The 26,703-nt window shown below is 33.8% G+C and carries 22 protein-coding genes and 1 CRISPR repeat array; of the genes, 15 read left to right on the top strand and 7 right to left on the bottom strand.

Translation table 11 applies throughout. From position 1 onward, the window contains the following. Positions 1-310 precede the first annotated feature (310 nt). Positions 311-3,826, top strand: a complete 3,516-nt coding sequence (cas13b, locus tag B3394_RS10935) for a type VI-B CRISPR-associated RNA-guided ribonuclease Cas13b (RefSeq protein ID WP_286920430.1) — start codon at positions 311-313, stop codon at positions 3,824-3,826. Positions 3,827-3,938: 112 nt separating this feature from the next. Continuing rightward, positions 3,939-4,633: a CRISPR direct-repeat array (repeat unit 36 nt; unit sequence GTTGTGACTGCTCTTATTTTGAAGGGTAAACACAAC). Between the two features lie 197 nt (positions 4,634-4,830). Beyond that, a complete protein-coding gene (locus B3394_RS10940) occupies positions 4,831-5,253 on the top strand; it encodes a hypothetical protein (protein WP_286920431.1) in 423 nt (140 codons plus the stop codon). A 626-nt stretch (positions 5,254-5,879) separates the two neighbouring features. On the opposite strand, the gene B3394_RS10945 is transcribed toward B3394_RS10940, so the two are convergent. The 6 genes from B3394_RS10945 to B3394_RS18175 form a co-directional block, all read right to left on the bottom strand. After that, positions 5,880-6,908: a hypothetical protein gene (locus B3394_RS10945; protein ID WP_286920432.1), complete on the bottom strand. Its 1,029-nt coding sequence runs from the start codon at positions 6,906-6,908 to the stop codon at positions 5,880-5,882. A gap of 60 nt (positions 6,909-6,968) precedes the next feature. Then, entirely contained in the window at positions 6,969-8,501 is a 1,533-nt protein-coding gene (locus B3394_RS10950) for a sulfatase-like hydrolase/transferase (protein WP_177733466.1), read from the bottom strand. Positions 8,502-9,498: 997 nt separating this feature from the next. Further along, positions 9,499-10,056, bottom strand: a complete 558-nt coding sequence (locus tag B3394_RS10955; RefSeq protein WP_177733468.1) for a hypothetical protein — start codon at positions 10,054-10,056, stop codon at positions 9,499-9,501. Positions 10,057-10,158: 102 nt separating this feature from the next. Continuing rightward, a complete protein-coding gene (locus B3394_RS10960) occupies positions 10,159-10,722 on the bottom strand; it encodes a hypothetical protein (protein WP_286920433.1) in 564 nt (187 codons plus the stop codon). A 90-nt stretch (positions 10,723-10,812) separates the two neighbouring features. Then, positions 10,813-11,058 (bottom strand): hypothetical protein, encoded by a 246-nt coding sequence (locus B3394_RS10965; protein WP_286920434.1) that lies wholly within the window; start codon positions 11,056-11,058, stop codon positions 10,813-10,815. A gap of 460 nt (positions 11,059-11,518) precedes the next feature. Continuing rightward, positions 11,519-11,941, bottom strand: a complete 423-nt coding sequence (locus B3394_RS18175; protein WP_414654268.1) for a DUF6597 domain-containing transcriptional factor — start codon at positions 11,939-11,941, stop codon at positions 11,519-11,521. 254 nt (positions 11,942-12,195) lie between these two features. Here B3394_RS18175 and B3394_RS10970 point away from each other — a divergent pair, with 254 nt between their 5' ends. From B3394_RS10970 to B3394_RS11025, 12 genes are all read left to right on the top strand, one after another. Beyond that, positions 12,196-12,783, top strand: coding sequence for a Crp/Fnr family transcriptional regulator (locus tag B3394_RS10970; RefSeq protein WP_286920435.1), 588 nt, complete (start codon positions 12,196-12,198; stop codon positions 12,781-12,783). Positions 12,784-12,836: 53 nt separating this feature from the next. Then, on the top strand, positions 12,837-13,517 hold the full coding sequence (locus B3394_RS10975; protein ID WP_286920436.1) for an MBL fold metallo-hydrolase: 681 nt from the start codon (positions 12,837-12,839) through the stop codon (positions 13,515-13,517). Positions 13,518-14,133: 616 nt separating this feature from the next. Further along, positions 14,134-15,603, top strand: a complete 1,470-nt coding sequence (locus tag B3394_RS10980) for an ATP-binding protein (RefSeq protein WP_286920437.1) — start codon at positions 14,134-14,136, stop codon at positions 15,601-15,603. A gap of 49 nt (positions 15,604-15,652) precedes the next feature. Then, the gene (locus B3394_RS10985) at positions 15,653-18,574 is read left to right on the top strand and encodes an HNH endonuclease (protein ID WP_286920438.1); all 2,922 of its coding nucleotides are present in this window, start codon (positions 15,653-15,655) and stop codon (positions 18,572-18,574) included. Between the two features lies 1 nt (position 18,575). Further along, positions 18,576-18,995, top strand: a complete 420-nt coding sequence (locus B3394_RS10990; protein ID WP_286920439.1) for an SMI1/KNR4 family protein — start codon at positions 18,576-18,578, stop codon at positions 18,993-18,995. Positions 18,996-19,228: 233 nt separating this feature from the next. Continuing rightward, positions 19,229-19,639, top strand: coding sequence for an SMI1/KNR4 family protein (locus tag B3394_RS10995; protein WP_286920452.1), 411 nt, complete (start codon positions 19,229-19,231; stop codon positions 19,637-19,639). 536 nt (positions 19,640-20,175) lie between these two features. Beyond that, complete coding sequence (locus B3394_RS11000) at positions 20,176-20,784, top strand: TauD/TfdA family dioxygenase (RefSeq protein WP_286920479.1); 609 nt, start codon at positions 20,176-20,178, stop codon at positions 20,782-20,784. A gap of 18 nt (positions 20,785-20,802) precedes the next feature. Continuing rightward, entirely contained in the window at positions 20,803-21,315 is a 513-nt protein-coding gene (locus tag B3394_RS11005; protein ID WP_286920508.1) for a glycine-rich domain-containing protein, read from the top strand. 173 nt (positions 21,316-21,488) lie between these two features. After that, complete coding sequence (locus B3394_RS11010; RefSeq protein WP_286920546.1) at positions 21,489-22,157, top strand: hypothetical protein; 669 nt, start codon at positions 21,489-21,491, stop codon at positions 22,155-22,157. Positions 22,158-22,280: 123 nt separating this feature from the next. After that, positions 22,281-22,583, top strand: coding sequence for a Pepco domain-containing protein (locus tag B3394_RS11015; protein WP_286920581.1), 303 nt, complete (start codon positions 22,281-22,283; stop codon positions 22,581-22,583). A 9-nt stretch (positions 22,584-22,592) separates the two neighbouring features. Further along, positions 22,593-23,777, top strand: coding sequence for a hypothetical protein (locus B3394_RS11020; RefSeq protein WP_286920618.1), 1,185 nt, complete (start codon positions 22,593-22,595; stop codon positions 23,775-23,777). Between the two features lie 384 nt (positions 23,778-24,161). Further along, positions 24,162-24,725: a hypothetical protein gene (locus tag B3394_RS11025; protein WP_286920621.1), complete on the top strand. Its 564-nt coding sequence runs from the start codon at positions 24,162-24,164 to the stop codon at positions 24,723-24,725. A 723-nt stretch (positions 24,726-25,448) separates the two neighbouring features. On the opposite strand, the gene B3394_RS11030 is transcribed toward B3394_RS11025, so the two are convergent. Continuing rightward, positions 25,449-25,790, bottom strand: a complete 342-nt coding sequence (locus B3394_RS11030; protein WP_286920626.1) for a hypothetical protein — start codon at positions 25,788-25,790, stop codon at positions 25,449-25,451. A gap of 70 nt (positions 25,791-25,860) precedes the next feature. Between B3394_RS11030 and B3394_RS11035 the strand changes: the two genes are divergently transcribed. After that, positions 25,861-26,697 (top strand): phosphatase PAP2 family protein, encoded by an 837-nt coding sequence (locus tag B3394_RS11035; RefSeq protein WP_286920631.1) that lies wholly within the window; start codon positions 25,861-25,863, stop codon positions 26,695-26,697. Positions 26,698-26,703: the final 6 nt, after the last annotated feature.

Below are 26,703 nucleotides of genomic sequence, written 5' to 3' on the forward strand. Positions count from 1 at the left end.
ACAAAATCGCCTTAATGCTTTGAAGTGTTAAGGCGATTTTTCATTTCTTTAAGTCTAATCAAACTTAAGGTACAAAAACATTTTTTTGATAAATACATTACTATATAAAAGCTAGTTTAAAAGAAAATAATTTCCTGATTAAGATTCAGTTTGTTAATAATGGTTTGATCTTTCTTGTAACAACAGTATAAGCCTCAGTTTTACTATTTTATTTTTGCTTAAATCGACTTTATTAAAAGTTATCAACTTGTGAATATTGAATTAATTTATTTTATAATTTGTCTCTTTTGTAATTTAAAAATGGTAAAACATGGAGGAAATTGTACTAAAAAATAATAAAATAGAATTCGATCACTCTTTACTTAAAGACAAACACTTTTTCGCAGGTTATCTAAATTTAGCACAGAATAATATAGACCAGGCACTTGAGGCTTATAAAGTACGCTTTGGTGTAAAGGCAAATGAAAAGGATAATTTTTCCGTAATTGATAATTTAGATATAAAAAAATTATCTGAACCGGATTACATAAACCGTATTGATTTTTTAAAACTGCATTTTCCAGTAGTTGGTTATTTAGATTTACCCGTAACAAATGACCTCTTTAAAAATGAAATAGACAAAAATTTAGCTAGAAGATTATATTTCAAAGAAAAATTCAAAGTGTTAGTCAAGACTATTGATTCTTTGCGTAATTTTTATACTCACTATTATCATAAATCATTACCGTTTGATAAAAAGCTGTTTACATTAGTAGATGAAATCTTTTTACAGGTAATACTAGATGTAAAGCGTCTGAAGAAAAAAAATGATCATACCAGACAATTTTTAAAACAAAGCCTAAAAGAAGAATATCCTATACTTTTCAATTTAAAGAAAAAGGATTTACAAGATAAAAAGGCGAAAGGAAAAAAAGTTAGCCTGGATACCGTAAGTATTAATAATGCTGTTTTTAACGATGCTTTCTTTCATCTGCTATACCAAAAAGATCAGTTAAATCCGTTTTATAAATCGGCTTTGCTTGATGGGGAACATTATGAAAATACAATCTCCATATCTCAAAACGGACTCCTTTTCTTATTAGGGATGTTTCTGAATAAAAAAGAAGGTGAAGATTTACGATCGCAAATAAAAGGTTTTAAAGGCAAGGTGGTTAAAGACCACCCCGAATTTCCTAATGCTAAAAACAATAGCTTCCGTTTTATGGCTACCCATTGGGTGTTTTCGTATTTAGCCTTTAAAGGGATACGGCAAAAAATAAGTACTGCATTTGACAAAGAAACGTTGTTAATACAGATAGTAGACGAATTGAGCAAAGTTCCCGATGAAGTTTACAACAACCTTTCGTTTGAAAAACAACAACAATTTGTAGAAGACATTAACGAATATATAAAAGAAGGTAATGAAACGAAAAGACTAAACGATGCTATTGTGATACATCCGGTGATTCGAAAGCGTTATGAAAATAAGTTCAATTATTTCGTATTGCGCTATCTCGATGAATTTGCCGGTTTTCCCTCGTTGCGTTTTCAGATTCATTTAGGAAACTATGTACATGACAGACGAATTAAAAATATAGCCGGTACTAGTTTTGAAACAGATCGTATCGTAAAAGAAAAAATAAATGTATTTGGTAACCTTTCAGAAGTCGGTAATTTAAAAGCAGATTATTTTGAAAAAAATGAAGCATCAGCTACCGATTCTGGTTGGGAAATCTTCCCTAATCCTTCGTATAATTTTGTATCGGAAAACATTCCGATATTTATAAACCTACAGAAAAGTAAAGTTCCTGGTGCTGCTAAATTATTTGGACAAATAAAAAGTAAGCAGATTAAAGTAGAAAAAGAGGATGGCAATCAAAGAGCTGAAAGCAAGTATACCAAAGAACAAATGACCACTCTTATTGATCCCAACATTAAAGGGCAAACCTTCGAAAAGATATATATAGGTCCTCCAACAGCGATGCTTTCGTTAAACGAATTACCGGCATTGTTGTATGAATTACTGGTTCGTAAAGTATCTCCAGAAGCCATTGAAAATACAATGATTCAAAAACTAATGGATCGTTTTTCTACAATCGAAAAATATGCCCCATCCGATAAACTTTCGGCATCCCAAATCACTAAAAATTTAAGACGATCAGACGTAACGGAGAAAATCGACACTGAAAAGTTACAACGTTCAATTGAAAAAGAAATCAAAATTTGTGACGAAAAACTAGCAACTATAAGTCAAAACAGAAAAGATACAAGAGTACCTTATCATAAACGGAAGTTTATTTTTACCAATAAAGAACTGGGTAGTGAAGCTACCTGGCTTACAGACGATTTGATCCGTTTTATGCCTAAAGATGCCCGCGAAAATTGGAAAGGCTACCAACACAGTCAACTACAACAATCCCTTGCATATTTTAATCAGAATACCCGCGAAGCTTTTTCGTTATTACAATCGGTTTGGGATTTCAAAGACACCAATTACAACTGGAATAGCGGTATTCAAAAAGCCTTTATTTCCTGTAAACATTTTGATATGTTATTGGAAAGATACCTTAACAACCGAAAAGATACTTTAACGGCTATGTATGAAGGTGTCCGGTCATTTAGCTCCAATACAAAAATGTTGAAAAAACTGATTGAACAGCAAAACATATGGACGGTATTCAATAAAAGATTGTTTCAGATTAATCCAATTGATCAACAAAAAGAACGACTGTTGGCCAAACCACTAGTTTTCCCGAGAGGTATCTTTGATGAGAAACCAACTTTTATAAAAGATAGTAAACTTACAGAGCAACCAGAAGCCTTTGCCGACTGGTATCGCTATACCTATAAAGCGCACCTGTACCAGCGTTTTTATGAGCTTGAACGAAATTGCGACTTGCTTTTTGAGCAAAATCAATTGTCTAATGAATATTTTAGTGCGAATAAAAAAAACTTGTCTAAAGCAGAACAATTAGAATTGTTTCAGTTAAAACAAGATTTAAAAATTAAAAAAGTAAAAAATCAGGATCTATTTCTTAAACTAATTGCAGAAGCTATTTATAACAAGACATTCGAACACGATGCTTCCTTATCGCTTTCGGATTTTTACCTTACACAAGAAGAGCGCTTGGAAAAAGAAGCTAATGCTCGTAGGCAAAGTGAGCGTCAAAAAAATGATACTTCCGAAAATATTATCAAGGATAACTTTATCTGGAGTAAAACTATTTCTATTAAGGATGGACAAGTTTATGCCGAAAGTATCAAGTTAAAAGACATCGGTAAGTTTCGACGTTTTTTAAATGATTCAAAAGTAAAGACAATTCTTAGTTATGATCCCAATAGACGTTGGACAAAACAAGAACTGGAAGATGAACTTTCCATTAAACGGGACTCTTACGAAACCATACGACGTGAAGAGCTAATCAAAGAAATCCAGCTATTCGAAAAAAGTATACTCGAGAGCTATAATTTTGACGGGCAACAGCACCCTACAGATTTAGAGTCTGAAAACAATCCTAAATTTAAGCACTATGTCGTAAATGGTGTTTTAAGGAAAAGAAAATTAGCTCCGGAAGATGAGATTCAGTGGTTATTAGATTGTACCGAAAAACAATTTGATAAATTGACTCTAGCTGAATTAACCACCAAAACAGATACGATACAAAAAGCATTTCTTTTGATTATAATTCGAAATAAGTTTGCACATAATCAGCTCCCGAAGGATATTTTTTATAGCTTGATAAAAAAGCATACTTATCCAGACGGGGTGGGGGTGTCAAATGATAAAACAGCTAGTAGTGTTATTTTAGAATTCACCCGAAGTGTAATAGCAATGTTTAGGGATTAGATTAGGATTAAAAAATTGCTCTTTGATAAGACTGTTAATGTTTGAATATTCAAATTTTACATTTATAAAATATGTATTTTTCCCTTTAATGATAAGGCTTTTACAATATGAGGTTGTGACTGCTCTTATTTTGAAGGGTAAACACAACAATGCTGCTAAGACAGAAAATGAAGAAACTGTTGTGACTGCTCTTATTTTGAAGGGTAAACACAACTAAACACTATAGTCAAGATTGAACGCTTCTGTTGTGACTGCTCTTATTTTGAAGGGTAAACACAACTTGGAGTGGTGGGAAAAAGAAGGTATTAAAGTTGTGACTGCTCTTATTTTGAAGGGTAAACACAACATGCCTCAAGTGTTCCGGATAAAGAACCTTGTTGTGACTGCTCTTATTTTGAAGGGTAAACACAACTCAAAGATGACAAAATATAAATTGATTTTGGTTGTGACTGCTCTTATTTTGAAGGGTAAACACAACGCGTTCATTGCATCAATTTGTGCTTGTTGCGTTGTGACTGCTCTTATTTTGAAGGGTAAACACAACCCGTTTATTAAGTAATCAATCATTTCTTATGTTGTGACTGCTCTTATTTTGAAGGGTAAACACAACGGGAATTTGGCGTTAAAAAATTCTCGAATGGTTGTGACTGCTCTTATTTTGAAGGGTAAACACAACTTTTGCAAGTGTTGATGCTTTTCACCCCGTGTTGTGACTGCTCTTATTTTGAAGGGTAAACACAACTTACTCTGAAGTCGTACTGTGTTTCTAGAGTTGTGACTGCTCTTATTTTGAAGGGTAAACACAACATAAAACCAATTGGGGCGGATATAGCTGGCGTTGTGGATATGCTAACTCCACGCTAAGTTAGCATATCCATCGTGCCATTAAAACTAAAAACTACAACCCTAAAAAGTTGTAGTTTTGTTTTTAAGGATATGTGATTTAGTGAGCACGGATTGTAAATACACGCTACTGGGGGAGAAAAAAACAATCAAGATAATAGATGATAAAAAGATTACAAAATAAGTGTATTAGATTAGGTATAGTTTCAACAGTTTTCTTATTTGTTGGCTGTAAACAAAATCAATCGAAAGCATTGTGTGGAACATGGTCAATAAAAGAAATGACTGTTAATCAGAAAAATTTCGCACCATATTTATATGTCAATACATTCGGTCTTCATTGTAATGATAAGTCAGCGTGGTTTCATGCTTCATATTTTTTTGAAAGTGATAAGTCAGCACATTGGGAAATTGTAGAAAATAAAGGAGTCATAGATTCCATTAGAATCAAATCAAAAATTAAGATTTACAACGACAATTTTAGTGTTAAAATTGTAAAATCAAATGAAACAGAGCAGTTTCATTTAATCATGGAATCTAAAAATGTATATATAGCGGCGTATAAGATTATAGATGATTATTAGAGTTATTTCCGGTGGCGCGGATTTGTAATCAGTGCAGTCTTGATATGCAAACAAAAACTGGAGAAAAAGTTAAGCTGCATTTTTATATTTTTTTAGCTTTTTATTCGTCACATCTGAAAATTTTCCTACTCTTGAGAAACTAGGTCTTCCATGGTTTAGCGCATGTTCTAGCTCGAATGGATCAGAAAGGTATCAATGAGTAGCTTTGATCTAATAATATTATTATATTTGGACTGAGTTGTTTTAAGTCAAAAATGTGACAACAACTGCCTAATGATGACAGTAATTTAGTTACCAAATCGTTACCATTTTATTTGAAAATACAGAAAAGCTTGTAAACAGGGCGATATACGAAGTGGGGGGCATACCCTCTTTCTCTTGCTTTATGGGAAGTATATTAATAGGCTCACTTAACACTGGATATGCAAACAAAAACTGGAGGGAAAGTTAAGCTACATTTTATACATAGTTATTTTTTTACAACATTCTTTCATCAGCTAAATTTAAGATTTAGTATTTAACTCTAACTCCACGCTAAGTTAGCATATCCATTTTAATTATACTTAAACTTCTTACAGTACCGATATAACCTTAAAAACTCAATCAAATTATATCATCACCTTTTTTTAAATACTTACTTTTGCAACAAAAGAAGATATTGCTTTGGTTCCCGAATTATCTTCGACCATATAAATCCCTAATATATTATTCCTATATGCCGTATTAGCACTTGTAGCACTTGAATCTGGAAAATCAATATCAATCCATTGTGCTTCTCCAAATGATCCATCAGAATTTCTTTTCACAGAAACAAATGATGCTCCGGTTTTTTCTCTATTTAGAGTAATCCAATCCGACGGCATATTATAGCCATTCTCATCAGAAATGGTAATACCTTCAAAATGAGTAATTATAGATAAGGCTGTTTCGTTCTTGTAACTAAATGATTTTAAATTAGTGATTTCTTTTGTTTTAGAATTATAATCCGCCAAAAAGGCCTGGCTTATTTTACCTAGTTTCAGACTGGTATAGCCTCCGGCCATAGTGTAACTATCCCCGCCATTATGCCAAATACCATATAAGGTAGTAGTTAGTGAATCCGGCACTTTAAAATCGGTGCATTCGTTATTGATGGTATTATATAAAAACGCATATCCGTTTTTATCATTTTCAATATCATAATTTCCAACAGCAAGTCCACCCATTACGCTGTGAACAAATACATTGTTGGTATTTCCTCCGTTTGGCGATACCTGAATCCATGTTCCGGAACCATCAATAGGACCTTCGTAGTAAAATCCGAGATTTCCGCTCGGGGCTTTATCAGCAGAGGCAGTTATCTTATAAGATCCTACAATTTGTACCGTGCCATATGGTCCGTTATTAGGTCCATAACAAGAAGTGTTTACAACTTCTGCTGTTGGCGTACTGGGGAAATTAACGACATGCCATTTGCCTTCATTCCCTTTTGTTTTAAGCGTTCCTTCGTAAATTAATCCCTGAACAAGATTGTTTTCACTTAATAAACTACCTGCAATATACACGTTTTCAGACTCCGAAACTCCTCTTATTCCCTGTATTGTTGTTTGTCCGGCAGGATTATTAAAATCTGTATAACTTACTGTATTCACTCCTGAATTTATATTTTGCGACATGATATATGTGTTTTTGTTATTATTATAACTGTTTCTTTTTAGATTTTTAAAGCTGTTTTGTCAGTTGAATGTCGTTAGACTATAAATATCTTCTGGCATATTGACCCAGAGTTTTTCTATCTCAAGCTGATGCAATTGCTCTTCTAGATCTCTTCTGATTTCACTGTATGCCGGATCGTAAGCAAGATTAGTAACTTCTAATGGATCATTAACTAAATCATATAGTTCATATTGCTTGAAATAAGCTGTTGACGCATCAAAATAATAATCGAATTTCCATTTTTCCGTCCTGATGCAACGAATACGATTAGCAGCTTTCACAACTGTCCAATTACTATTAGAGCCAGCCTTGATATCGTCATAAGTAAATAATATGCTATGCTGAACAGGAGTATTATTCTCCATTATGGGAAACAAACTTGCACCTGCAAGTCCTGCAGGCGGGTTTGATACATTTGCTATATCGATAAAAGTCGGCATAATATCTGCCAATGTTGCTAATGCCATTGATTGCTTTATGCTGTGATCTTTAAAAAGTATTGGATTTGAAATCACAAGCGGCACCCTTAAGGCTTCTTCATAGGCCACAAAAGTTTTCTGACGCAGACCGCCGTGCGCTAAACCCATCTCTCCATGATCCGAAGTAAGAGTAACAATTGAAGAATCTGCCAATTTATTTCCATTCTCATCCTCCTTATATAGTTCTTTAATTAGGTACCCAATCTCCTTATCAACATGACTTAATAAATAACCATAAAAATTAATGTAGTTCAGCTTATCCTCATCAGTAGCTATTTCGCCCAGACTTAATGCCATGTTGAGTAAAATTTGTTCCTGAGCCATAGGTTTTTTATTTTCAAGTAAATTTTCATTTACACTCGCCGGAAGCCCAATTTCCCTGCCCGACCAGGTATCTGTAAGATATCCCGACTTACCAGCCGATTTTGGGTATGCTAAAACATCATGCGGATTAACAAGTGAAAGGATAAGACAGTAAGGTTTATGATTTCCTGATGCTCTTTGCGCTTTTACCTCTTTAAGGTATTGTATGGCTTGGGCCGTATATTTTGCATCATGATTGGCATATCCGCCACCAAAATTAAGCGGATTGACATCTTCACCGGCATCTGGAGCAATCCAGCCCATTGCACCATACAATGAAATATCTGCAGCAGTTAAATCATCGTAATTAGTTTTAGTGCCATTGGGAGCTATTCCTTTACTCATATGCCATTTACCTCTATACTGCACATCATAACCATCTGCCCAAAGCACATTCATGATGTTGGGGATGGAATTACTGAGTGTCGGTTCCTGCGGAGATAAAAGGCCTCCTTCGGTTAATGTCTGGCTGACTCCGTGTTTAGCAGGATAGGTTCCTGTAAATAACGTCGCACGGCTGGGAGAGCACATGCAGGTATTACAAAAAGCTCTATCAAAACTAAATCCGTTCTGTTTTAGAAATGTGAGAGTCGGAAGGTTTTTTTCTTCCCAGCCCGGCGGGAAATGCTGCGTTGCACGCTGTTCGTCGGTAATAATAAGAATCATGTCCGGCTTTGGGCCAATCTGATTGAGTTTTTCTTTTAAGTCCATTACTTATTGATTAAATTATTAAATATAAATGCAATTTGAAACGACTAATATTTTCCTAAAAATGATTGTAATAAAACTAAAAATGCTTTCTTAGAAATTATACTATTGAAACCAATGTATTAAGAGCCCCACCACAAATAAGCTGATATAAAATCGAGTAAAACTGATCTAAGACAGTACATATTAAATAAGCTTCAAAATCAATCAATTCAATTAATAGGAATAAATTTACACAAGCGAATCGACCTAATACTAAGTATAAACACCTGTTTTATAAGCATATAAAGCAATAAGTAAAATAAAAAAATCACATTTCAAGAATGAAATCGATCATTCTGTCATAGCCGCTACATAAAAACAGAAATAAATTGCGTAGATTAAGTCATACAGATGACTTACAAGATGGAGATATGACAAATATAAGTTGGAACATGTATCATGGTATTTATTTATCAATACGTTATAATCCTGTCTCCGCTAACTTTGGAACACCAAGCCGCAACATCCTTAAGATTAAAATTTTTTTTTTACTATAAGCTCCATTTTTGTGATTAGTCAGCTTTTTATTCGGTTCAACTGAGAACTTTTTCTTTTTATAGCTTATAAATTAGGTGAAATTACGTCTTGCTATGTGATGTATAAATTGCTTTCTTACTGAACAACAAAATACAGGTATATAACTTTTGGATATGCAAACTTAGCGTGGAGTTAGCATATCCATCGTGCCATTAAAACTAAAAACTACAACCCTAAAAAGTTGTAGTTTTGTTTTTAAGGATATGTGATTTAGTGAGCACGGATTGTAAATCCGCGCTATCGGGTGTTTAGGTTGGCTTTCTTTGATGTTTCTAAATGCCGAAATCTCTCGTTCTTCATTAACGATAAATGCAAGCTGATAATATTCCCGTTCGTTATTGTCTTTTGCGGATTACGAAGCCGAAAGTTTCAATTTAGACTTTACCCCGCCATTTTGCAAAACCCTTGTTAATGGAAGTTTTTATTTTTCTGTATAATATTTTTCTTTTAAATGTTCTGTTTTTTTAATGTCACATCCTAATACAAATATTCTATATACAGGTTTGTGTATTCCGTAATAAGGTATTTTGTCTTCAAAAAATTCTGTATTCATTTTCTGTAATTTGCTTTTCAGTTCAGTAATTTTATTTATATCTGTTGAAAAACCTATACAATGCGTCATTGCCCATTTGTCAGACTTAATTTGATTATAAGCGTATTCTACAATTTCATTTTCTGATTTGAAGTATTTTAAATTGTCTTTTTTTCCACGTTCGGTGTAATACCAAATTAAAAGTCCACCTGATTTGTCAATTCCAAAACCTTCATAAATACTGTTTCCGTTTATTGAATAACTATTGAAATTGAAACAATTTTCGCTCATCCAATTTTCAAGTTCAATTTCTGTCTTTGGTAAATAGTTGCTATCCGTTGAATTGGATAAAGAATCCAATCTGTTTTTAACATTTATTTTTTGTCCAAAACTTAATACTGTTGTTAGAAGAAATGGGATAGATAAAATATATTTATTTTTTATCATTTTAAATTTGTTTTTGTTCGTGTAAGTGTGTTGTCTGAATAATTGCCACCAACGTTTCGGGGTTTTGCGTTCGGGCGGGAAATCGAAGCACAAAACCACTTATTACCTGCCGTGCTTTTCTGCATATTCTTTAAGTCGTTTTGTCAAAAGTCCTGTGGTTGAATACAAATTTTCCTTTGTCTCGTTAGGATAATTTACTTTTAGCCAACTTTCAAAAATTTCATCTTTTTGTTTCACTTGCAACAAATAAGTTTGGTAACTTTCAGTAGAGTCAATAGTCATACTGCTAATTTTGCCTTTACTATTTGTCGTTAGGATGATTTTCCATTTCGGATAATCGATGTCTAAATATTTTAAATAGTCGCTTTGGTCTTTTACTAAAAATTCTGTTGTCTGCTTGTTGTAGGTTGCTTTTAGAACGGTGTATTTTCCGTTAAAGTTTTTAGAGTTTGGAACGTATTCTTCAATAAATGATGTCTTGTCATTTTTGTAAGTTATGTATGTCCGTTGAAGTTGAAAACTGTCAGCAACTAATACCCGTAAACTGTCTGTTTGGTAATTGTTTAGAAAATCTAAGAATTTGTCTGGGGTAGATTTTAAACGGTGTGCGCAAGAACAAGTTGTCAAGCAAATAAATAAAATCAAGATGAAACTGTTTTTTGTCATACGCTATGTCTGTTTTGTATTGGGGGTAATGGTTTGTGGCTTTTGTTCGTTCGGGCAATCGAAGCGCAAAAGTCTTGTTAGTGTCGTTTTTTATAGTTTATGATAATACTTGTAAGGTTCGTTAAGGTCGTCTTTTTCTTTAACATCATAATCGGCAAGGCTCTCTTTAAAAGTATAATTTATCGTTTGTATAATTAAAGCATCTTCCAAATTCCATTTAATTACGGCATTACTTGTTATTGTAATTGGAGTATTATTTATAATGCCTAATAATCCTTTGGTTGTATGTGTCATTAATTTATTTTTTGTTGTAAATTCATCTGCTGGTGCGAGCATCTTGCTCGTGTCCTTTTAATTTTTGTCACAAGCGTGACGCTTGAACTTGTGAGGGAATTTTCAAACAGAAATTCCGTTTTTATGCTTAATCTTCTATTTCAAAACAGTGATCATTATCCGGATACCACTCAAAAAAATAAAAAGTCATTATATTATCAAATATATTAATTATACAAGGAACACCATCTGAACCTAATTTAGATATTTTTTCTGAAGTTACTACATTTATAAATTCTTGATTTATATACTTAAAGTTGGAATATAAATGTCCCTTATAATTAATATCTAATGGTAAAAGATTATTTTGTTTTAAAGGATATAATAAATCTTGATAATTATATACTTCACTGTACCAATGAAAAATTGAGTCTAAATTTAATTCTTAAGTAGGTTTAGACTGAATTTTAATTATAGATTAAATGGAAAAAGATGAAATAGATTAAAAATTGGATTGGTACATTCAAGTATATAAATGCCTTAATGTATATACTTTCTCTGTTGTCTGCTTTAAATAGGTAAGAGTGTCATAGAGCGTTACTGACGATTGTCCAAACACATCTTGGGTAGGAAGAATCTGGTCCTTTAATTCATGGGCGGATATGCCAAGTAGCTTGTAAAGGCCATCTGGCTGGAATACAATAATAATAAAGGAAGTTTGTTTGTTTAGGGACAAATCCCGAAAACGGCTTATCTGGCCGTACAAAAATGAATAGGGTAGATGTTGGCTGTCATTAAGGGATAGACAGTCTTGATTTAGCAGAAATACCATTCCGGTGTTGCCATCAGAAAATAAACGCAGTTTTTTATGTTGATCAACGCCACTTTCCAAAAAAAGATAGTGCTTGATGTATGGCGACAAAATTTTCGGAGGAAGTATCTGCATGATCAAACCCGTGAGTTTATTAATTCCAAATGTACATAATTCTAGTATCCGGGTAAATTAAATATACAAATCTTTTAAGACTTATAAGACGAGTAGCAATGGAACCCTATGTTGAATTTTTTGGATTTTAGCATCTTATGGAAAGTGTTACTAATTTTAGAAGTTTGAAGATATTAACTTTGAAGTTTATATTTTTGTAGTATTATGCACAATCAGCTGGTCCGACTAAAATAAAAGAACAAAAAGATTGCGAAATGACAGATCTATTAATAAACTACATTTCTTCAACAGGAGCTCTCTCAACCGAGGAGATTAATTTTTCTGTGCAGTTCTTCAAACAGATTTGCTTAAAAAAGGGCGATTTTTTTATCCGTGAGGATGAATCTTGCCATCATATTGGCTTTATTGTTATTGGCGCTGTAAAAGCATACGCTCTTGACAAAGAAGGAAAGGAAAATATAACCTGTTTCAAGTTTGAAAATGAATTTGTAACCTCGTTTCCGGAATTTGTGGCGCAGGAAAAATCCAGAAGGAGTATCAGGGCTATAGAAGATAGCGTAATCTATAGGATCAGCCACCCGGACTATCAGGATCTGCTTGCTCAGGTGACTGCCTGGAACGGAGTCATAAAAGCGGTGATGGAACAGGAGTATAAGCAAAAGGAAAGTTACTTGCTGAACTACAATAACAGGTCAGCTGTGGATAAATACCGTCATGTCCTGTCGAACGAACCGATGCTCGTCCGGCGCATAGCTACACAAGATCTGGCATCATACCTGGGAATCACGCAACGGTCGCTTACACGGGCGAAGGGGCAACTGCACAGACCCAAGGTATTATAGGACAAATGTCCTTATGCAGTCCTGATCAGTGATCTAGATTTGCACAAAAAACTATGTTACATCAAATTGCTCCCGAGGTGTTTCAGATTTCCCTGATGCCAAGAAACAGTATCAACTGCTATATTATCGAAGGTATATTGGTAGACTCCGGAATACGGAGTTCATATAGTACAGTAAAGAATGCTCTCCAAAAAATCTCCGTTTATCAACACGTACTGACGCATGCACATGCAGACCACCAGGGCTGTAGTGATCAGATATGCGAAGAATTCTCGATACCCTTACTCTGCCATCCTGGCGAAGTTTTTAGGACCGAAACGGGTATGGTAACCAAGGACTATCCGGATCCACAACATTGGGTAGCAAAGTTTCAACAAAAGTATTGGGCGGGTCAGGGACATCAAGTCCAACGGACAATTGTTGAAAACGATAAGATCGGAAACTTTCAAGTAATAGAGACACCCGGACATTCGGCAGGTCATATCTCTTTATTCCGTGAGCGAGATGGTGTACTAATAATCGGAGATGTGGCGACAAATATGAACCTGCTCACAACAGCGACCGGTCTACGGCTTCCACCAAGTCTATTCACCACAGATCAGCAGCGCAACATCAAATCGCTCCAGAAGTTGGCAAAACTGAATCCGGCCATTATCTGTTTCGGTCACGGACCGATCATGATAAATAAAAATCGGAAGTTTGAGCAATTTGTGACGAAATGCAGCGAACTTTAATAAAGATGGATAACAAGAAGTAAGAGAAGCTTTGTCTTATCTGATGGAGTATGATAATTTGTTATAATTGCTAGCTCAAGTGATAGAAGTTCCTTGCAAGATAAAAATGATATTTTCGTTCGGGAAGGTGAAAATGGTAAGGAAATAGCATTTATAAATACAGTTTTTTTTCGTTCTTACGATCATTCAGATGATGGTAAGGAAAGTACTTTTTGTTTCAGGTTTCCGAATACTTTTTTAGCATCCTATTCATCATTTATTTCCGGTGCGCCTAGGCTATTTCAAATGCTGAACTTTTGATTTTACAAAAGCCCAGATAATATATTATCTGGGCTTTTTATATCCATTATGCGAAGATACCATTCTTATCAAACTTTAAAATCTGTTTTCAGGCAACCGGAGCCGAATTCAGAGTAAAACAAATTTGGTATTTTTCTGAAATCCCAACGATATAAGGACAATCAAAAGATTGTCCTTTTTTAGTGTCCTAAAGATACTTTTCACTGCAAAGACAGAATACAATGGTTTTATAACTAGCCAGATAAGATTGCTTCTGATAATTTTGACGGCTATAAATAGTACCTCAAAAGAATATATTTAGAAATCAAAAATAATTATGAGCCATTCTGTCCTTTTAAATGAAATCATTCCGGAAAAACCTATAAAAAAACAGGTACATACCACTGAAAAGGTGGAGCCGCACATTGATCTATCAAAAACAATTAATGTGAATCATGATTCTTTAAATAAAGAAATGGAATGGTTGGAATCTTTGATCTCAATACGTTGTAAAGAACTGTTTTTACAAGGAAAACTCGATTTTGAACCGGTTGAGGAAATCCCTGTATTGCCGAAAACAGATTCGGATTCACCTTACGGAATTATTATCAATACGTATCAACTTCAGGAAATGGATCGGGTTTTATTGGCTTTAGGTATTGCATCGGCCCATTATCCGTCGTTATTCAAATCGTTTATACAAATAGAAGAAAGCAGTAGCGCATTTGCAATCGATGTTGGCGGAGAATACAATAAAACAAACCGATCGTTTAAGCCAACCTTTCAAACCGCACTCTTTTTACTGGCCGGAAAAGATTTGTCCTTATGGTCACTTTATAATACCAAACTGATAGCGGGAAGTGTCTTATTGCAAAATGATATTATTTACAATCGTACGGAAACGGATTTTATTTACGGAAAAATTGAGTTGGATAAAGCGTATTTAAACTATTTCCTGTCGGGTAAAAAACCACGATTGGATCACGGAACCTATTTTCCCGGAAGTTTATACGAATCGGATCTAACATTGGATGATATTGTTTTGGAGCCGATGGTACGAGAACAGATAAAACCAATCGGGCAATATATTAAAGCATTGGAAAGCGGTTTTTTTAAAAGTAACGAGCACCATTTTAAATCCGGATTTATTGCCTTATTCTATGGTGCGCCCGGAACCGGAAAAACAATGCTGGCCGGAATACTTGCCAATACATACGGTATTGATATGTACCATGTAGACCTTTCGCAGGTAGTTAGTAAATACATTGGTGAAACCGAAAAAAACCTTGAAATTCTTTTTAACCGCCTGCAAGGCAAAAACTGTATGCTTTTCTTTGATGAAGCCGACTCGTTATTCGGAAAACGCTCGGATGTAAAAGATGCCCACGACCGGTATGCCAATCAGGAAGTGTCGTATTTACTGCAACGCATCGAAAAGTTTGACGGGCTTACGGTTTTGGCTTCCAACTTTGAAAACAATATGGATGAAGCCTTTAAACGTCGTATTGATTTGTCAATTAATATCATCCGTCCGACCGAAGCTACCCGGGAAGCGCTTTGGAAGCAATACCTGCCTAAAAATGTAATGTTCGAAAGCGAAGCTTTTCTAAAACATCTGGCAAAAGACTATTCCTATACCGGTTCCAATATCCGTAACATCATGAAAAATGTAGCGATAGCACTGCATAATGAAGGTGGAAAAAGTATTGGACAGGAGTTGATAAGTCCTTTTCTGGCGATTGAAAGCGAAAAAGCTTTCGGAAAAAACCAAGCCCGTATCAACACTTTTATCAGGAGACCGGAATAAAATCAAATCAACAGAACAAAAAAATAAGCTGTATAGCAACGTATAAAAAATGGGTAGAAAAACATTTGCGCAGAGAACGGGAGGGGAACAGAATCAAAAAAATGAGCATTCCCGGACAGAGAACAACTATATAGAGGTTACGAATCAGGATGCTACGATCCTATTGTCAAAAAATGAGGTAACACAAATCACATATAGCGCCTTTAAAAACCGGGCTTTTAAAAAAATCGAGAACGGACAATCGATTCTGACAGTTTCAAATACCGGATTGGCTGTTTTAGAGGTGAATAAGGCTTTACGTAAGTTAGGCTATAATGCACCGGAACAAGAAATGGAGTTCACTGTGGAAACACAGTTGGCATTGGCCGCTTTTCAATACGATCGGGGTATTATCGGCATACCTGTTTTTGATGCTGTTACTTTACTGAAAATGGATGAGGAATTGGGAGAATTGGAAAGAGAGCAGGAGCAAAGTGCGTCTAAAAATGAACAAGCATCTTCTGTACAGAAAGAAGAAGAAATACAAACACCACCTCCGAATGAAAAAATAAGGTTAAGTGTGGGTATCGTTCCAATGGATATAAAAAGTGATAAAGAGTTTTTTAACTTTTTAGATATGAAAATCTTCGGAAAGATTACTGATATCAACTGGGATATCGGTAAAAATACGTATAAGAATTACATCGGAGAAGAGACATTTTGTCAAGTTGAAATTGCCAGTCTGAAAAAATATTTAGGGATCACCGATGAGCAGTGGGATGATATGAAGAGTAAAACCACTTCAAGTACAACAAGTGCCGTCGACTTAAGAAAGTCCATTGGAAACTATTTAGAGAAAGCAAAAGAGCGGGAAAAAGCCGTAAACGATCTCGATATTTTAGAAGCCAAATTATTTGGTCTGGAAGAACTTTACAAGGAGTATAGAGCGTATTTTGAATTATTAAAATTGGGTGGTGAATCAGCTGTAGGAGCTGTAATGACATATAAACCGGAGCTGGATAAAAAGGCAAAAGACAATGGCTTTGAAGATATTCAGGATTTTGAAAATACGATTAAAAAATATCTTGATGCGTTCCGTGATGAAACAGTTCGTTTGGCAGAAGATTATATCGATAAGTATGAGCATTTATTATACAAAGAAGAAGAACGATTAAAGAAAGACGGCGTTCTGACAAAGCTTTATACTGCATTTACCAAAAGCGGAGCAGCTAAAAAAATAAAAGACGGAGATTCCAAGCAATTTAATGCTGTGCTAATATCTGGTCAGAGTAATGGTTCTACTCAGGCACTGAAAATGTATGATGAAGGAAAAGCCGAAATGGAAAGTGGTATTGATGAAGTAAAATCACTGGACTCCTTCCTTTTTAAAGACAAAACATTTGACTATAAAAGACTGGCTAAAGTAAGCTCTCAAAAAGAGTTTGAAAATTTTCTATTTGAATTTATAAAATCAAAACAGGAAAGTGCTAAAAATGTTCGTAAAGATTTAAAAGAAAATCCGGATGCGATATATAAACGTCAGGAATTACTGGAACATTCCTATCAGAAACAAGGTGTTGTAAAAGGTAGTATTATTGATTCAGCTATTAAGCAAAAAATCAATGATATCGGGACGATAGACATCTTTATTAATATCGGTCTTGCTATTGCTTCTATCATAGTAGTTGTGGCCACCTGGGGAGCGGCAACTCCTTATGTTATTGCCGGTACAGCGGTATCATTAGGAATGAGTGTCTATAATGTATATGATGCCCTCGATCAATATTCCAAAGCTCATGATAGTTATGAAATCGGATTGTTAAAAGACGAACCTAGTTTTGCTTGGGTAGTGGTAGCGATAGCAGGAGCTGCACTGGATGTTGCGGCATTTGCCGCAGTATTTAAATTAGCCGAACCCATAACAGAAGTTGCAGGCGTATTTAATAAAAGTTCTAAAACTTTCGATGATGTTAAAATATTAAAAGAAAGTCTCGCAAAAATCGACGGACTTGCGGATAAAGTACAGCTCAGTATTGTAAAACAGGCCGAACTGACAATTGAGTTCCGTAATACGGCTAAAGAATTTTTAGAAACAGCAGCAACACTTAATTCCGGAATAAATCCGGCAGCTATACCAAAATTAGTCCGCCTGGCTGATCTTGGTATCAAGCGGGGAGCACTTTCTTTCAGAAAGTTTTTGCTAGAATTAAAAATGCAAAATATAATTAAAGGTGTGGATAATCTTACAAAAGAAGAATTAAAAATCCTAAAAGAAGCATTTACGAAAGCGAAAAAAGGACCGGGGCTTTTAGATGAGATAGCAGAAAGTCTTTCTCTCAAACACAAAGATTTTTTATCCGAAAGAAACTTTACTATAGTAAAGCGGGGAAAATCAACGGTAAACTTAGATGTAATAGATGATGCCGGTAGAGTGCTGTTTAAAGGTACTGAAGAACATATTGAAAAATATATAGCGTTCATGAGCAAAAGTGCTTCTGAGCGGGCTGCAATTATTAAAGCAACAAAAACTCAGTTAAAAAAGAATACCCGGGTTGTATATGATCCGGAATTAGCAAAAGCAAAAGGTTATAATGTTCCGGTAAGTGCTAACGGTACTTCACCTGATTTTAAGGGGTTAAAAATGTATCTCAATGCGCAAGGAAAATTAGGAAACGGTAAAACGATTTCGGGTGTTTCTAAACAAGTATTTGATGATGCCTTGAATAAAATTATTAAATTTGACGGAGAGGTCAAAGTAAATATGACCGGAGTAAGAAGGTCAGATTTTGATAATTGCTGGAAAGCGATGGGAATCGATCCCACATTGGGCGCTAAATTAGAATCAAAATTGCAGCTGACCTGGCACCATTTGGATGATTTAGACGAAAATCTGAAAGGAACAATGCAGATTATACGAACTGAAGCACATAATAAAACATTGCCGCATATGGGAAGTTTTGTTCAAATTGAAAATGTATTAAATTTAAATTAAAATGATAGATATAACGATTAATAATAAGCTTGTCACTGAAAGTGAAATCAGTGAAGTCGAGAGTCAAATAGGAAGTATATTTCCGGAAGATTATAAAGCTTTTTTATTGAAAAGCAATGGTGCCTATTTTGATTCTACTGAAGTTTTTTTAGGAGATTATGATGATGATATCAATGTGTTTGAAATCTATTCTTTGAAATATGGAGAGTCAAATTTTATTGAAAACAATGAGTTCAATGAAGGAATTCTGGATGAAGGTTATTTTAATATAGGTAGTATCAGAGGTGGAAATATCTGCATGTCTTTACGGGAAGAAAATTATGGGGTAATATATGTTTATTATTCTACTGCAGAACTGGAATTTGCCGCTCTTTCCTTTTCTGAATTCCTGGAAGAGCTTGTTGATTATTCTTCTGAATAATCCTGAACATGCAAACAAAAACAGGAGAAAAAGTTAAGCTGCATTTTTGTAATGAGCTGTGGTATTTATATACTTGAATGTACACCAATCCAATTTTTAATCTATTTCGGCTTTTTTCCATTTAAATTATCATTAAGATTCAGCCTAAACCTAGTCGAGAACTGAATTTAGACTGAATTTTTTATTGGTATATTCAAGTATATAATCATCTAAATAATTATAATCATAAGAATATGATAGATTTTAGAATAGAAAATGAACTTATCACTGAAGAAGAATTAAATGAGTTTGAACAGGAAATAGGGTTAACTTTACCTGAAGATTATCGGGTTCATATGCTAAAATACAATGGAGGACTTCCTCAAAGTTATTCTCTTTATTTCGGAGAACCGGATGATGGTATACTTCTTTCAAGTTTTAAATCTATAAAATATGGTACACCACTGGTCGAAAAACAAGATTATTTACCAGAGAATTACCTTAGTATCGGTTATACAGAAACAGGTTATTTAGCAATGGCTTTAGATCAAAAAGAATACGGAAGTATTTTTGTGTATTACTCAGAAGTTGAGTTAACGAAAATAGCAGCTTCCTTTACCGGATTTTTAGAAAGTTTGGTAGATTATACGGACGTTTTTGAATAATTTGTTTTAAATCGTTTAGTACTGCAAATACAGGGTTATACATTATCTAATCAGTAACACCATTACGGACTACGGAAAACAAAAGAGCGATTAGCTCAGCTGGTTCAGAACATTTTGTTTATACCGAAGGGGAATTCCTCATCGGCCGAAAAATCCGGTAAATTTTAAATTTGCCGGATTTTTTTATATAAAAACAAATCACATTATTCAATTGACTTTATTCTTCCTCATATAAATAGAGCTATGCTTTATTATCACTCAGAACATCCCATTCATATATTGGAAAACTTCCTTAGTTCATACAAAAAAAACATTAAGGATGAGTAAATTACGTAAAAACACGTATTGTTTTGTTATATATAAATTACTTTCTTTAGGATTTAACAGTATTGCTATTTTGTTAGAGTATATGTCTTATTTAAGTGAATTAACAAAGCAACTTTAAGAAATAGGATTATATACTTTTTTACGAAATATACATGTGAAAAAGTTTTATAAAAAGATAAGATTATGACACTATATAATATATTCGCAATGTGATAAAAGAACTTTTAGATAATGGTTTTCTTCATTTAACTGATCAGACCGAAGAACAATTAAGCGATTTGATAAATTCGTTAGGGGAAGTTATTTTTACTACTGATGTAGTCGTAAAATCTGAAAGTAAAGGAATGGTAACTTCTACTCGTGGACTTGACTTTCATACCGACCACCATAAAGCCAAATACATAATTTGGTATTGCTACAAACAAACAGACTTAGGAGGCGACAGTATTCTAATTGACGTAGAAAAAATTTACCAGCAACTTTCAGACGACTATAAACAACAGCTCAAAACAATAGAACTTTTTGAACATAAAATTTTTCCTGACGATAAAGAGAGTTATCCTTTGGTCGCAACAGATGAAAAAGGAAATAGAAAATTTTACTATTCATTTTGGCTTGTAAAAAACGAAGACAAGCAAAATAATGCTATGCTTGATTTTCAGCGACTTATTAAACAGACCAAACCAATTAGAATAAACTTGAAAGAACGGGATATTCTTATTGTAGACAATCATAGAATTTTTCATGGTAGAACACCAATTGAAGGAAGCAAAGACCGCTTTCTCAAAAGATTTTGGTTGACAGCAAAAAAATTATAAATCAAAAATTAAAGTAAAATGGAGCAGACTGTTTTAATTTATCCTGATCCGATTAGTGTAGGACGAATTTCTTCATTAATCAACCAAAAGAGCATTGACTCGGTAATTGCCAACCTTGATCTTGAAATGGTTAAAATGAAACTTCGCGAACCTGAAGAAGGTGAAAACTGGACACATGAACAATGTGAAAGTGCTGAAGTAGAATACAAACGCTATTTACACTTATGCAAGAAGTATGGAAAAGGAATTGTGCCAAATAAAATTATGGACAAGTTTTGGCATTACCATATTCTTGACACGAGAGCGTATCACAAAGACTGTGACACTGTTTTCGGACATTACTTGCACCATTTTCCTTATTTTGGAATGAGAGGTGAACAAGACGAAATTGACTTGAAAAACTCGTTCTTCTTGACAAAAGACCGTTACCTTGAAACTTTTAGAGAAGAAATGGCAAGGGGAGATAATGAAATGAAGTGCTGGCACGACTGCGAAAACCGTTGCTGGCATGCTTGCTCAGACGATAAATGATAGAATCATCGGCTATTAACAGCGATTTACCATAATAGTATCTATTAGCCCCATTTCGAGTGGAGGTTTGAACAGTTTAATCGTTAAATCAAATAATTCATAAATTGAAATCAACTGTAGTTAGTTATAGAACGTTAATGTTAGCTTTTGTAAAAAACATATAATCTATCTAAATGGAGAAATTTAGCGTAAAGGATTTTTATAAATCTGAAATCGATCAAATTTGGGATGAAGCAAAAATTGAGAACAAAGAGTTGCTATCGCGAGGTTATGCAGTTCATGATGAGATAATTAAAAATACAATTTTATTTATTGGCATAAACCCTTCATTTTCTGGTAAAAACAAAAAGAGGGGAAGCTATTTTTTCAATAATAATGATGATGATGAAAAAATGCATAAATACTTCAATAAATTCAAAAAAATTTCTAAAGAAATTGATTTGCCTTGGACACATTTCGATCTATTATATTTTCGAGAAACAAATCAAAAGTATATTTCCGAATTATTGAATGACAAAAACGGAATAGGATTTATTTACAATCAATTACAACTATCAAAAAAAATAATTACTAATGCGGTACCAAAAATTCTAGTGGTCACAAATACTATGTCTAGACATTTTATGGGTTTAGATAAAGACAAACAAAAAAATACAGGTGTTTGGATGGACTTTGATTTTGAATTTGATGACAATTTAGGAACGTATAAGATTATCGATTCAGAATTAGATGGAGTTCCAGTATTTTTTACTAGTATGCTAACTGGTCAAAGAGCATTAGATAACGGTTCATTTAAAAGGTTGGTTTGGCATATAAATTTTGTTTTAAAGAAAATAAATTAAGTCTACTATCTTAGCAGAGACGGACTCAGATATAAGTGAGTGACTTCTCAAAGTCGTGGGACGTTAGCCGCAACTCTAGCGCCAAATGACAAAAAAACTTTTAATCGAAAACCATTAAATATTATGAAAATTATTGTAGATCAACAAATACCCGAGACAAAATCATCTTTACCACTTCCAAATTTTGAAAAAATATCAACACGGATAATTGATGTGGGAAGCGATGTCATCAAAAGTAAATTTCAGGAGACAATTAGTGATATTACCGAAATTTTAGCAAATGTCAAAATGTCTAATGAAAAATGCAAAATATCTGAGGCAAAGTTTACCCTGACATTTAGCGCTTCGGGAGAAGTTGCTTTGATGTCAATAGCAAAAGGAGCACTCTCGGGCACATCTGGAATAGAGTTTACAGTGACCTTTTAAATTTGAATTTTGGAAAATCAATTTGAATACGAAGCAAAACTATTTTTAGAAAAACTTCAAGAACAAGTTTACAGTTTCTATAATATACCTTTCATTTCGCAAGAAAGAGAAGCAGACGCTTTGTATGTAGATGATGCATTCATAATTGAATGGCTTAAATCAAGAAATACTTCCTATAACAAAGTTGCCGTTGAAAATTTTAAAAAAGAATGGGAAGAAATCCGGATAAAAAGTCAAGCGGATAAAACAACAAAGTATGAGATAGCTGAATGGTATTCTCTACTAAGTGATGTCGTTAAAGAGTTTGAAGAAGTTTTCAAAATATTATCTTATAAACCACCAGAAAATTATTTATTTGGGACTTTACCAACCAATCGTGTGAACGGAATGGCAATGAAAGTGCCTGAAAATCCTTATAAACTAGTTATTTTAGAAACTGGACTTTTCGGTTTTGCAAATCTAATGTGTAAATCCATTGCAAGTTCTTTTATTTTTAAAATAACTGAAAATGGCATGTTGAATTTTTCCACAGATGTTAATGAATGCAAAAATCATATAAACCAGAATTCTATAATTGTCGAGAGGTTTTTTGAAGTTTTAGTTTCATATGTTGTTCTAGGAAACCCCCATCATGCAAAACAATATTTTTTGGAAGAAAATTACACGCCATTAGCCGATCTGTTAAGAAATGGCTTTGAATATTTTGTATTCGCCCATGAATTTGGACATTTAATAGCTGGACATTTAGATAGCGATATTAATGCAGGATATGATATTGCCAACAGTGAAACAAATGAAATTATTACTAACTGGAAACAAGAATTTGAAGCAGACTTTATTGGTACCAATATTCTTATTCACGTTATGCAACGAAGAGGATTTGATATTTCATTGAGTTATTGGGGAATAGAGGTTTTTTTTGGCTGCATTGACGCGGTTGAAAAGACACTTTCGATTCTTAAATTTGGTTCCATTGATATGGACACTCTCTCAGAAACACATCCGCCAACATTAATGCGAAGAGAAAGAATAAGAGATGTTGTTTCTAAATCGTTTGATGCAGAAACAGTTAAAGCTATAATCTCAATTAGCAAAGTCATGGAAGAAATTATAGATTACTTATGGCTAAAAGTAGAGCCTAAAATTTATGAATTAAAGCAAAACGATATAAAGCCTTCAAACCATTGGTTATAATTTTTAAATGGTCAACCGCTGTTAACGGTTTGGTGAAATAGATTGTTGCTTCGACAACTTGCCTCTTTTTCTTTACAAAAAATGCTAACTTTAACAGAAATTAATCTGTTCGCTGACTCTAGCTTATAATAAACTCAGATAATTATATACTCGAATGTACCAATCCTAAAAAATTGAAATATAACATACTTATTAATTATAATTAGCCTGAAAAATTATACCTGACACACAAAAGAATATCAGTGTCCAAATGAATTATATTAGCGTAAAGTTTTTCAGGAAATAAGCCTGTGGAAAGTTTCGTAAAAAACAATATTAACAGCAAGCTTGTAAAAAAGGCAACGGCAAATTAATGTAACAAAAAAATGTCCTTATAGAAAAATTATGAAACCAAAAAGTATTTGTTTGATCGGGTTATTGTTTTTTGTTGTTAGTTATATCATGTTTTCGCAAGGTTCTAAACTAGCATATTTTCAGAAACCCATAGATTTTGCACATTGGTTTAACCTGATTGGAGCGGTATTACTACTGTCGTTTAATAAAGTGTTTCCCAAAAACAAATGGAACACTTTAGCTTCTTTTCTAACGGCATTAGGTGTTATTGCACATATAGGTCTTTGCACCATTGACTTTATAATGTGGAGTTTTGGAAATGACGATAATGCCAAGATGAAATTAAGCGAACACATTAGCAATACGCCCTCAATTCTGTATCCTTTTATTATTATTGGACCATCCCTGCTCTTTATAGGATTGGCAGTTCATGCATCAAACTTTATTAAAACCCATACTCTAAAAGCCTTACTGGTTATACTGGGTGCACCTGCTGTAGGTTTTTCATTTTTTATACTGAAAAACGGAGTTTGTATGGTACTAAGCTGCATGCTTTTTTCTTTAGGGTTGACTTTACTTCTTTATAGAAAAGAAACAGTTAAACAGGAAATATAACAAAGTATAAGCCAGCTGCCAACAGCGGTTTTGTGGAATTTAAAAAAGGTATTTGAAAAACTAAAATTGAAACCTATAATCGGATCGGCAATAAAAGAAAATGCCGGTTCGATAAAAGTTCTTGAAAAAGCGGTCTTGAATACGAAAAAGATGCTGTAATCTACAAAATCGGGAAATAGCCGAAATAAAAAGCAACCCCGGCTTTTAGCTATAAAAATAAAATTAGATTTTTGAACGCGACTTTTGTTCACATATTACCAATTGTTTAGCTGTGCCTTTTAATAAAATAGAATTATTCAGGAAGTATCATATCGAATAGCGCTCAATAAAAAAAACTTAATCAATCCGGCAAATTATCACCACTTGTTATATATAAAATACTGTTTGTTAATATATAACAGTTGTCTGCCGCTTTTCTATAACGAAGTACTGTTAAAATTTAAATAATTGCTATTTATTAACATTAATAAAAATTGTAGGAAAAATTAATTACTATTTTTGCTTCAAATTTCACCTTAAATTAACTTTATTATTACCAGATTAACAATATAGATGCTTCCGGGAGTATTTATAATTTTTAGCTTATTTGCATCTGCTGCTATCGCACAATGTTTAAAACTTCAAAATCTTCGGTAATTATAGAATCTATGAGGTCGTATAAATTATCCAAAGTTGTAAACACATTAATTCATTTATAAACGATATACAAAGCCCCCATTTGGATTATATCCTTTCTACTTCTATTCCCCTTCTGATTATGCCATAGCTTTTTAATGACAAACTGGTATGAATAGGTGATAACACCTTAAATACAGCTATAATGATGGTAGCCACACTATTAACTATAATGACAAACCAAAACGATTTATAAACCTTAAAATCAAAACGATACAGTTTCGAAAAAATGAGCAGAACAATACTAAGCTTAATCACTGTTTTTATTTCCTCTATGTTAATGGCACAAGTGCCACCAGAAACAGACTCTTTAAAAAACAATAATTTATCAAATATAAAACCTGATTTACGGACTGGCTTCGAGACAGAAGCCAATTCAGTAGCAGACAAGTCAATCCAACGATTTACGAATATAGATGACCATTATATTTATGAGTATTCCAAACCAAAATTCTTTGATATGGTTAAATACATTCCTCATAATATCTATGATTTCGGAGTATTTACAATACAAAAAGAAAATCTGAAATGGGATGCTTTAGTACTGGGAAGTACAGCAGCAATATTGCCTTTTGATCAAAAAATACTGGACGGAGCCGGAGAACTCGGATCCCGGATGGGTGGTTGGGACAAAGATAGTAAATACGGTACTGTTGCCGGGATTTTCACCATTGTTCCCAAAAACATTAGTTCGGCAGTTTATTATACGGGAAATGGTGGGACCACACTTATTCTAAGTGCAATTTTTCTAAGTATCGGTAAACTAAAAAACAATGATTTAAGAGCATTGAATACCTCCAGTGAACTGGTAGAGGGATTATTATCTGTGGGCGTTGCCACACAAACGTTAAAAAGAATTACAGGAAGACAGAGTCCAAGTGCCGCTATTGCAGATAATAACAGTGGTGGTGACTGGAATCCATTTCCAAGTTTTACGGCATTTCAAAGCAATACTCCTAATTATGATGCTATGCCATCCGGGCATATTGCCACTTTTATGTCAACGTTAACGATCATTTCAACAAACTATCCGGAAATAAAATGGATCAAACCTGTTGGTTATTCCCTAATGGGTGTGCTGGCTTTTAATATGGTGAGTGGAAAAGTACATTGGACTTCAGATTATCCCATTGGTATTTTTATGGGTTATGTTATTGGTAAACAAATTGCAAACAGACGCATTACTAAAATAGCAAAAGATAATGTGACAGCAATGGTTAAAAAACCTTATAAAATCGATTATCAGATAAACCGGATTAATCACACCACTTTAGTAGGCGCAACAGTAACATTTTAAATCTTC

The organism is Flavobacterium sp. UBA4197 (genome assembly GCF_002379575.1).
In the GTDB taxonomy this organism is placed as follows: domain Bacteria; phylum Bacteroidota; class Bacteroidia; order Flavobacteriales; family Flavobacteriaceae; genus Flavobacterium; species Flavobacterium inviolabile.

Excerpts from the sequence above, each read along its gene's own strand:
- cas13b (WP_286920430.1), top strand. The coding sequence starts at position 311 with ATGGAGGAAATTGTACTAAAAAATAATAAAATAGAATTCGATCACTCT.
- B3394_RS10940 (WP_286920431.1), top strand. The coding sequence starts at position 4,831 with ATGATAAAAAGATTACAAAATAAGTGTATTAGATTAGGTATAGTTTCA.
- B3394_RS10945 (WP_286920432.1), bottom strand. The coding sequence starts at position 6,908 with ATGTCGCAAAATATAAATTCAGGAGTGAATACAGTAAGTTATACAGAT.
- B3394_RS10950 (WP_177733466.1), bottom strand. The coding sequence starts at position 8,501 with ATGGACTTAAAAGAAAAACTCAATCAGATTGGCCCAAAGCCGGACATG.
- B3394_RS10955 (WP_177733468.1), bottom strand. The coding sequence starts at position 10,056 with ATGATAAAAAATAAATATATTTTATCTATCCCATTTCTTCTAACAACA.
- B3394_RS10960 (WP_286920433.1), bottom strand. The coding sequence starts at position 10,722 with ATGACAAAAAACAGTTTCATCTTGATTTTATTTATTTGCTTGACAACT.
- B3394_RS10965 (WP_286920434.1), bottom strand. The coding sequence starts at position 11,058 with ATGCTCGCACCAGCAGATGAATTTACAACAAAAAATAAATTAATGACA.
- B3394_RS18175 (WP_414654268.1), bottom strand. The coding sequence starts at position 11,941 with ATGCAGATACTTCCTCCGAAAATTTTGTCGCCATACATCAAGCACTAT.
- B3394_RS10970 (WP_286920435.1), top strand. The coding sequence starts at position 12,196 with ATGACAGATCTATTAATAAACTACATTTCTTCAACAGGAGCTCTCTCA.
- B3394_RS10975 (WP_286920436.1), top strand. The coding sequence starts at position 12,837 with ATGTTACATCAAATTGCTCCCGAGGTGTTTCAGATTTCCCTGATGCCA.
- B3394_RS10980 (WP_286920437.1), top strand. The coding sequence starts at position 14,134 with ATGAGCCATTCTGTCCTTTTAAATGAAATCATTCCGGAAAAACCTATA.
- B3394_RS10985 (WP_286920438.1), top strand. The coding sequence starts at position 15,653 with ATGGGTAGAAAAACATTTGCGCAGAGAACGGGAGGGGAACAGAATCAA.
- B3394_RS10990 (WP_286920439.1), top strand. The coding sequence starts at position 18,576 with ATGATAGATATAACGATTAATAATAAGCTTGTCACTGAAAGTGAAATC.
- B3394_RS10995 (WP_286920452.1), top strand. The coding sequence starts at position 19,229 with ATGATAGATTTTAGAATAGAAAATGAACTTATCACTGAAGAAGAATTA.
- B3394_RS11005 (WP_286920508.1), top strand. The coding sequence starts at position 20,803 with ATGGAGCAGACTGTTTTAATTTATCCTGATCCGATTAGTGTAGGACGA.
- B3394_RS11010 (WP_286920546.1), top strand. The coding sequence starts at position 21,489 with ATGGAGAAATTTAGCGTAAAGGATTTTTATAAATCTGAAATCGATCAA.
- B3394_RS11015 (WP_286920581.1), top strand. The coding sequence starts at position 22,281 with ATGAAAATTATTGTAGATCAACAAATACCCGAGACAAAATCATCTTTA.
- B3394_RS11025 (WP_286920621.1), top strand. The coding sequence starts at position 24,162 with ATGAAACCAAAAAGTATTTGTTTGATCGGGTTATTGTTTTTTGTTGTT.
- B3394_RS11035 (WP_286920631.1), top strand. The coding sequence starts at position 25,861 with ATGGTTAAATACATTCCTCATAATATCTATGATTTCGGAGTATTTACA.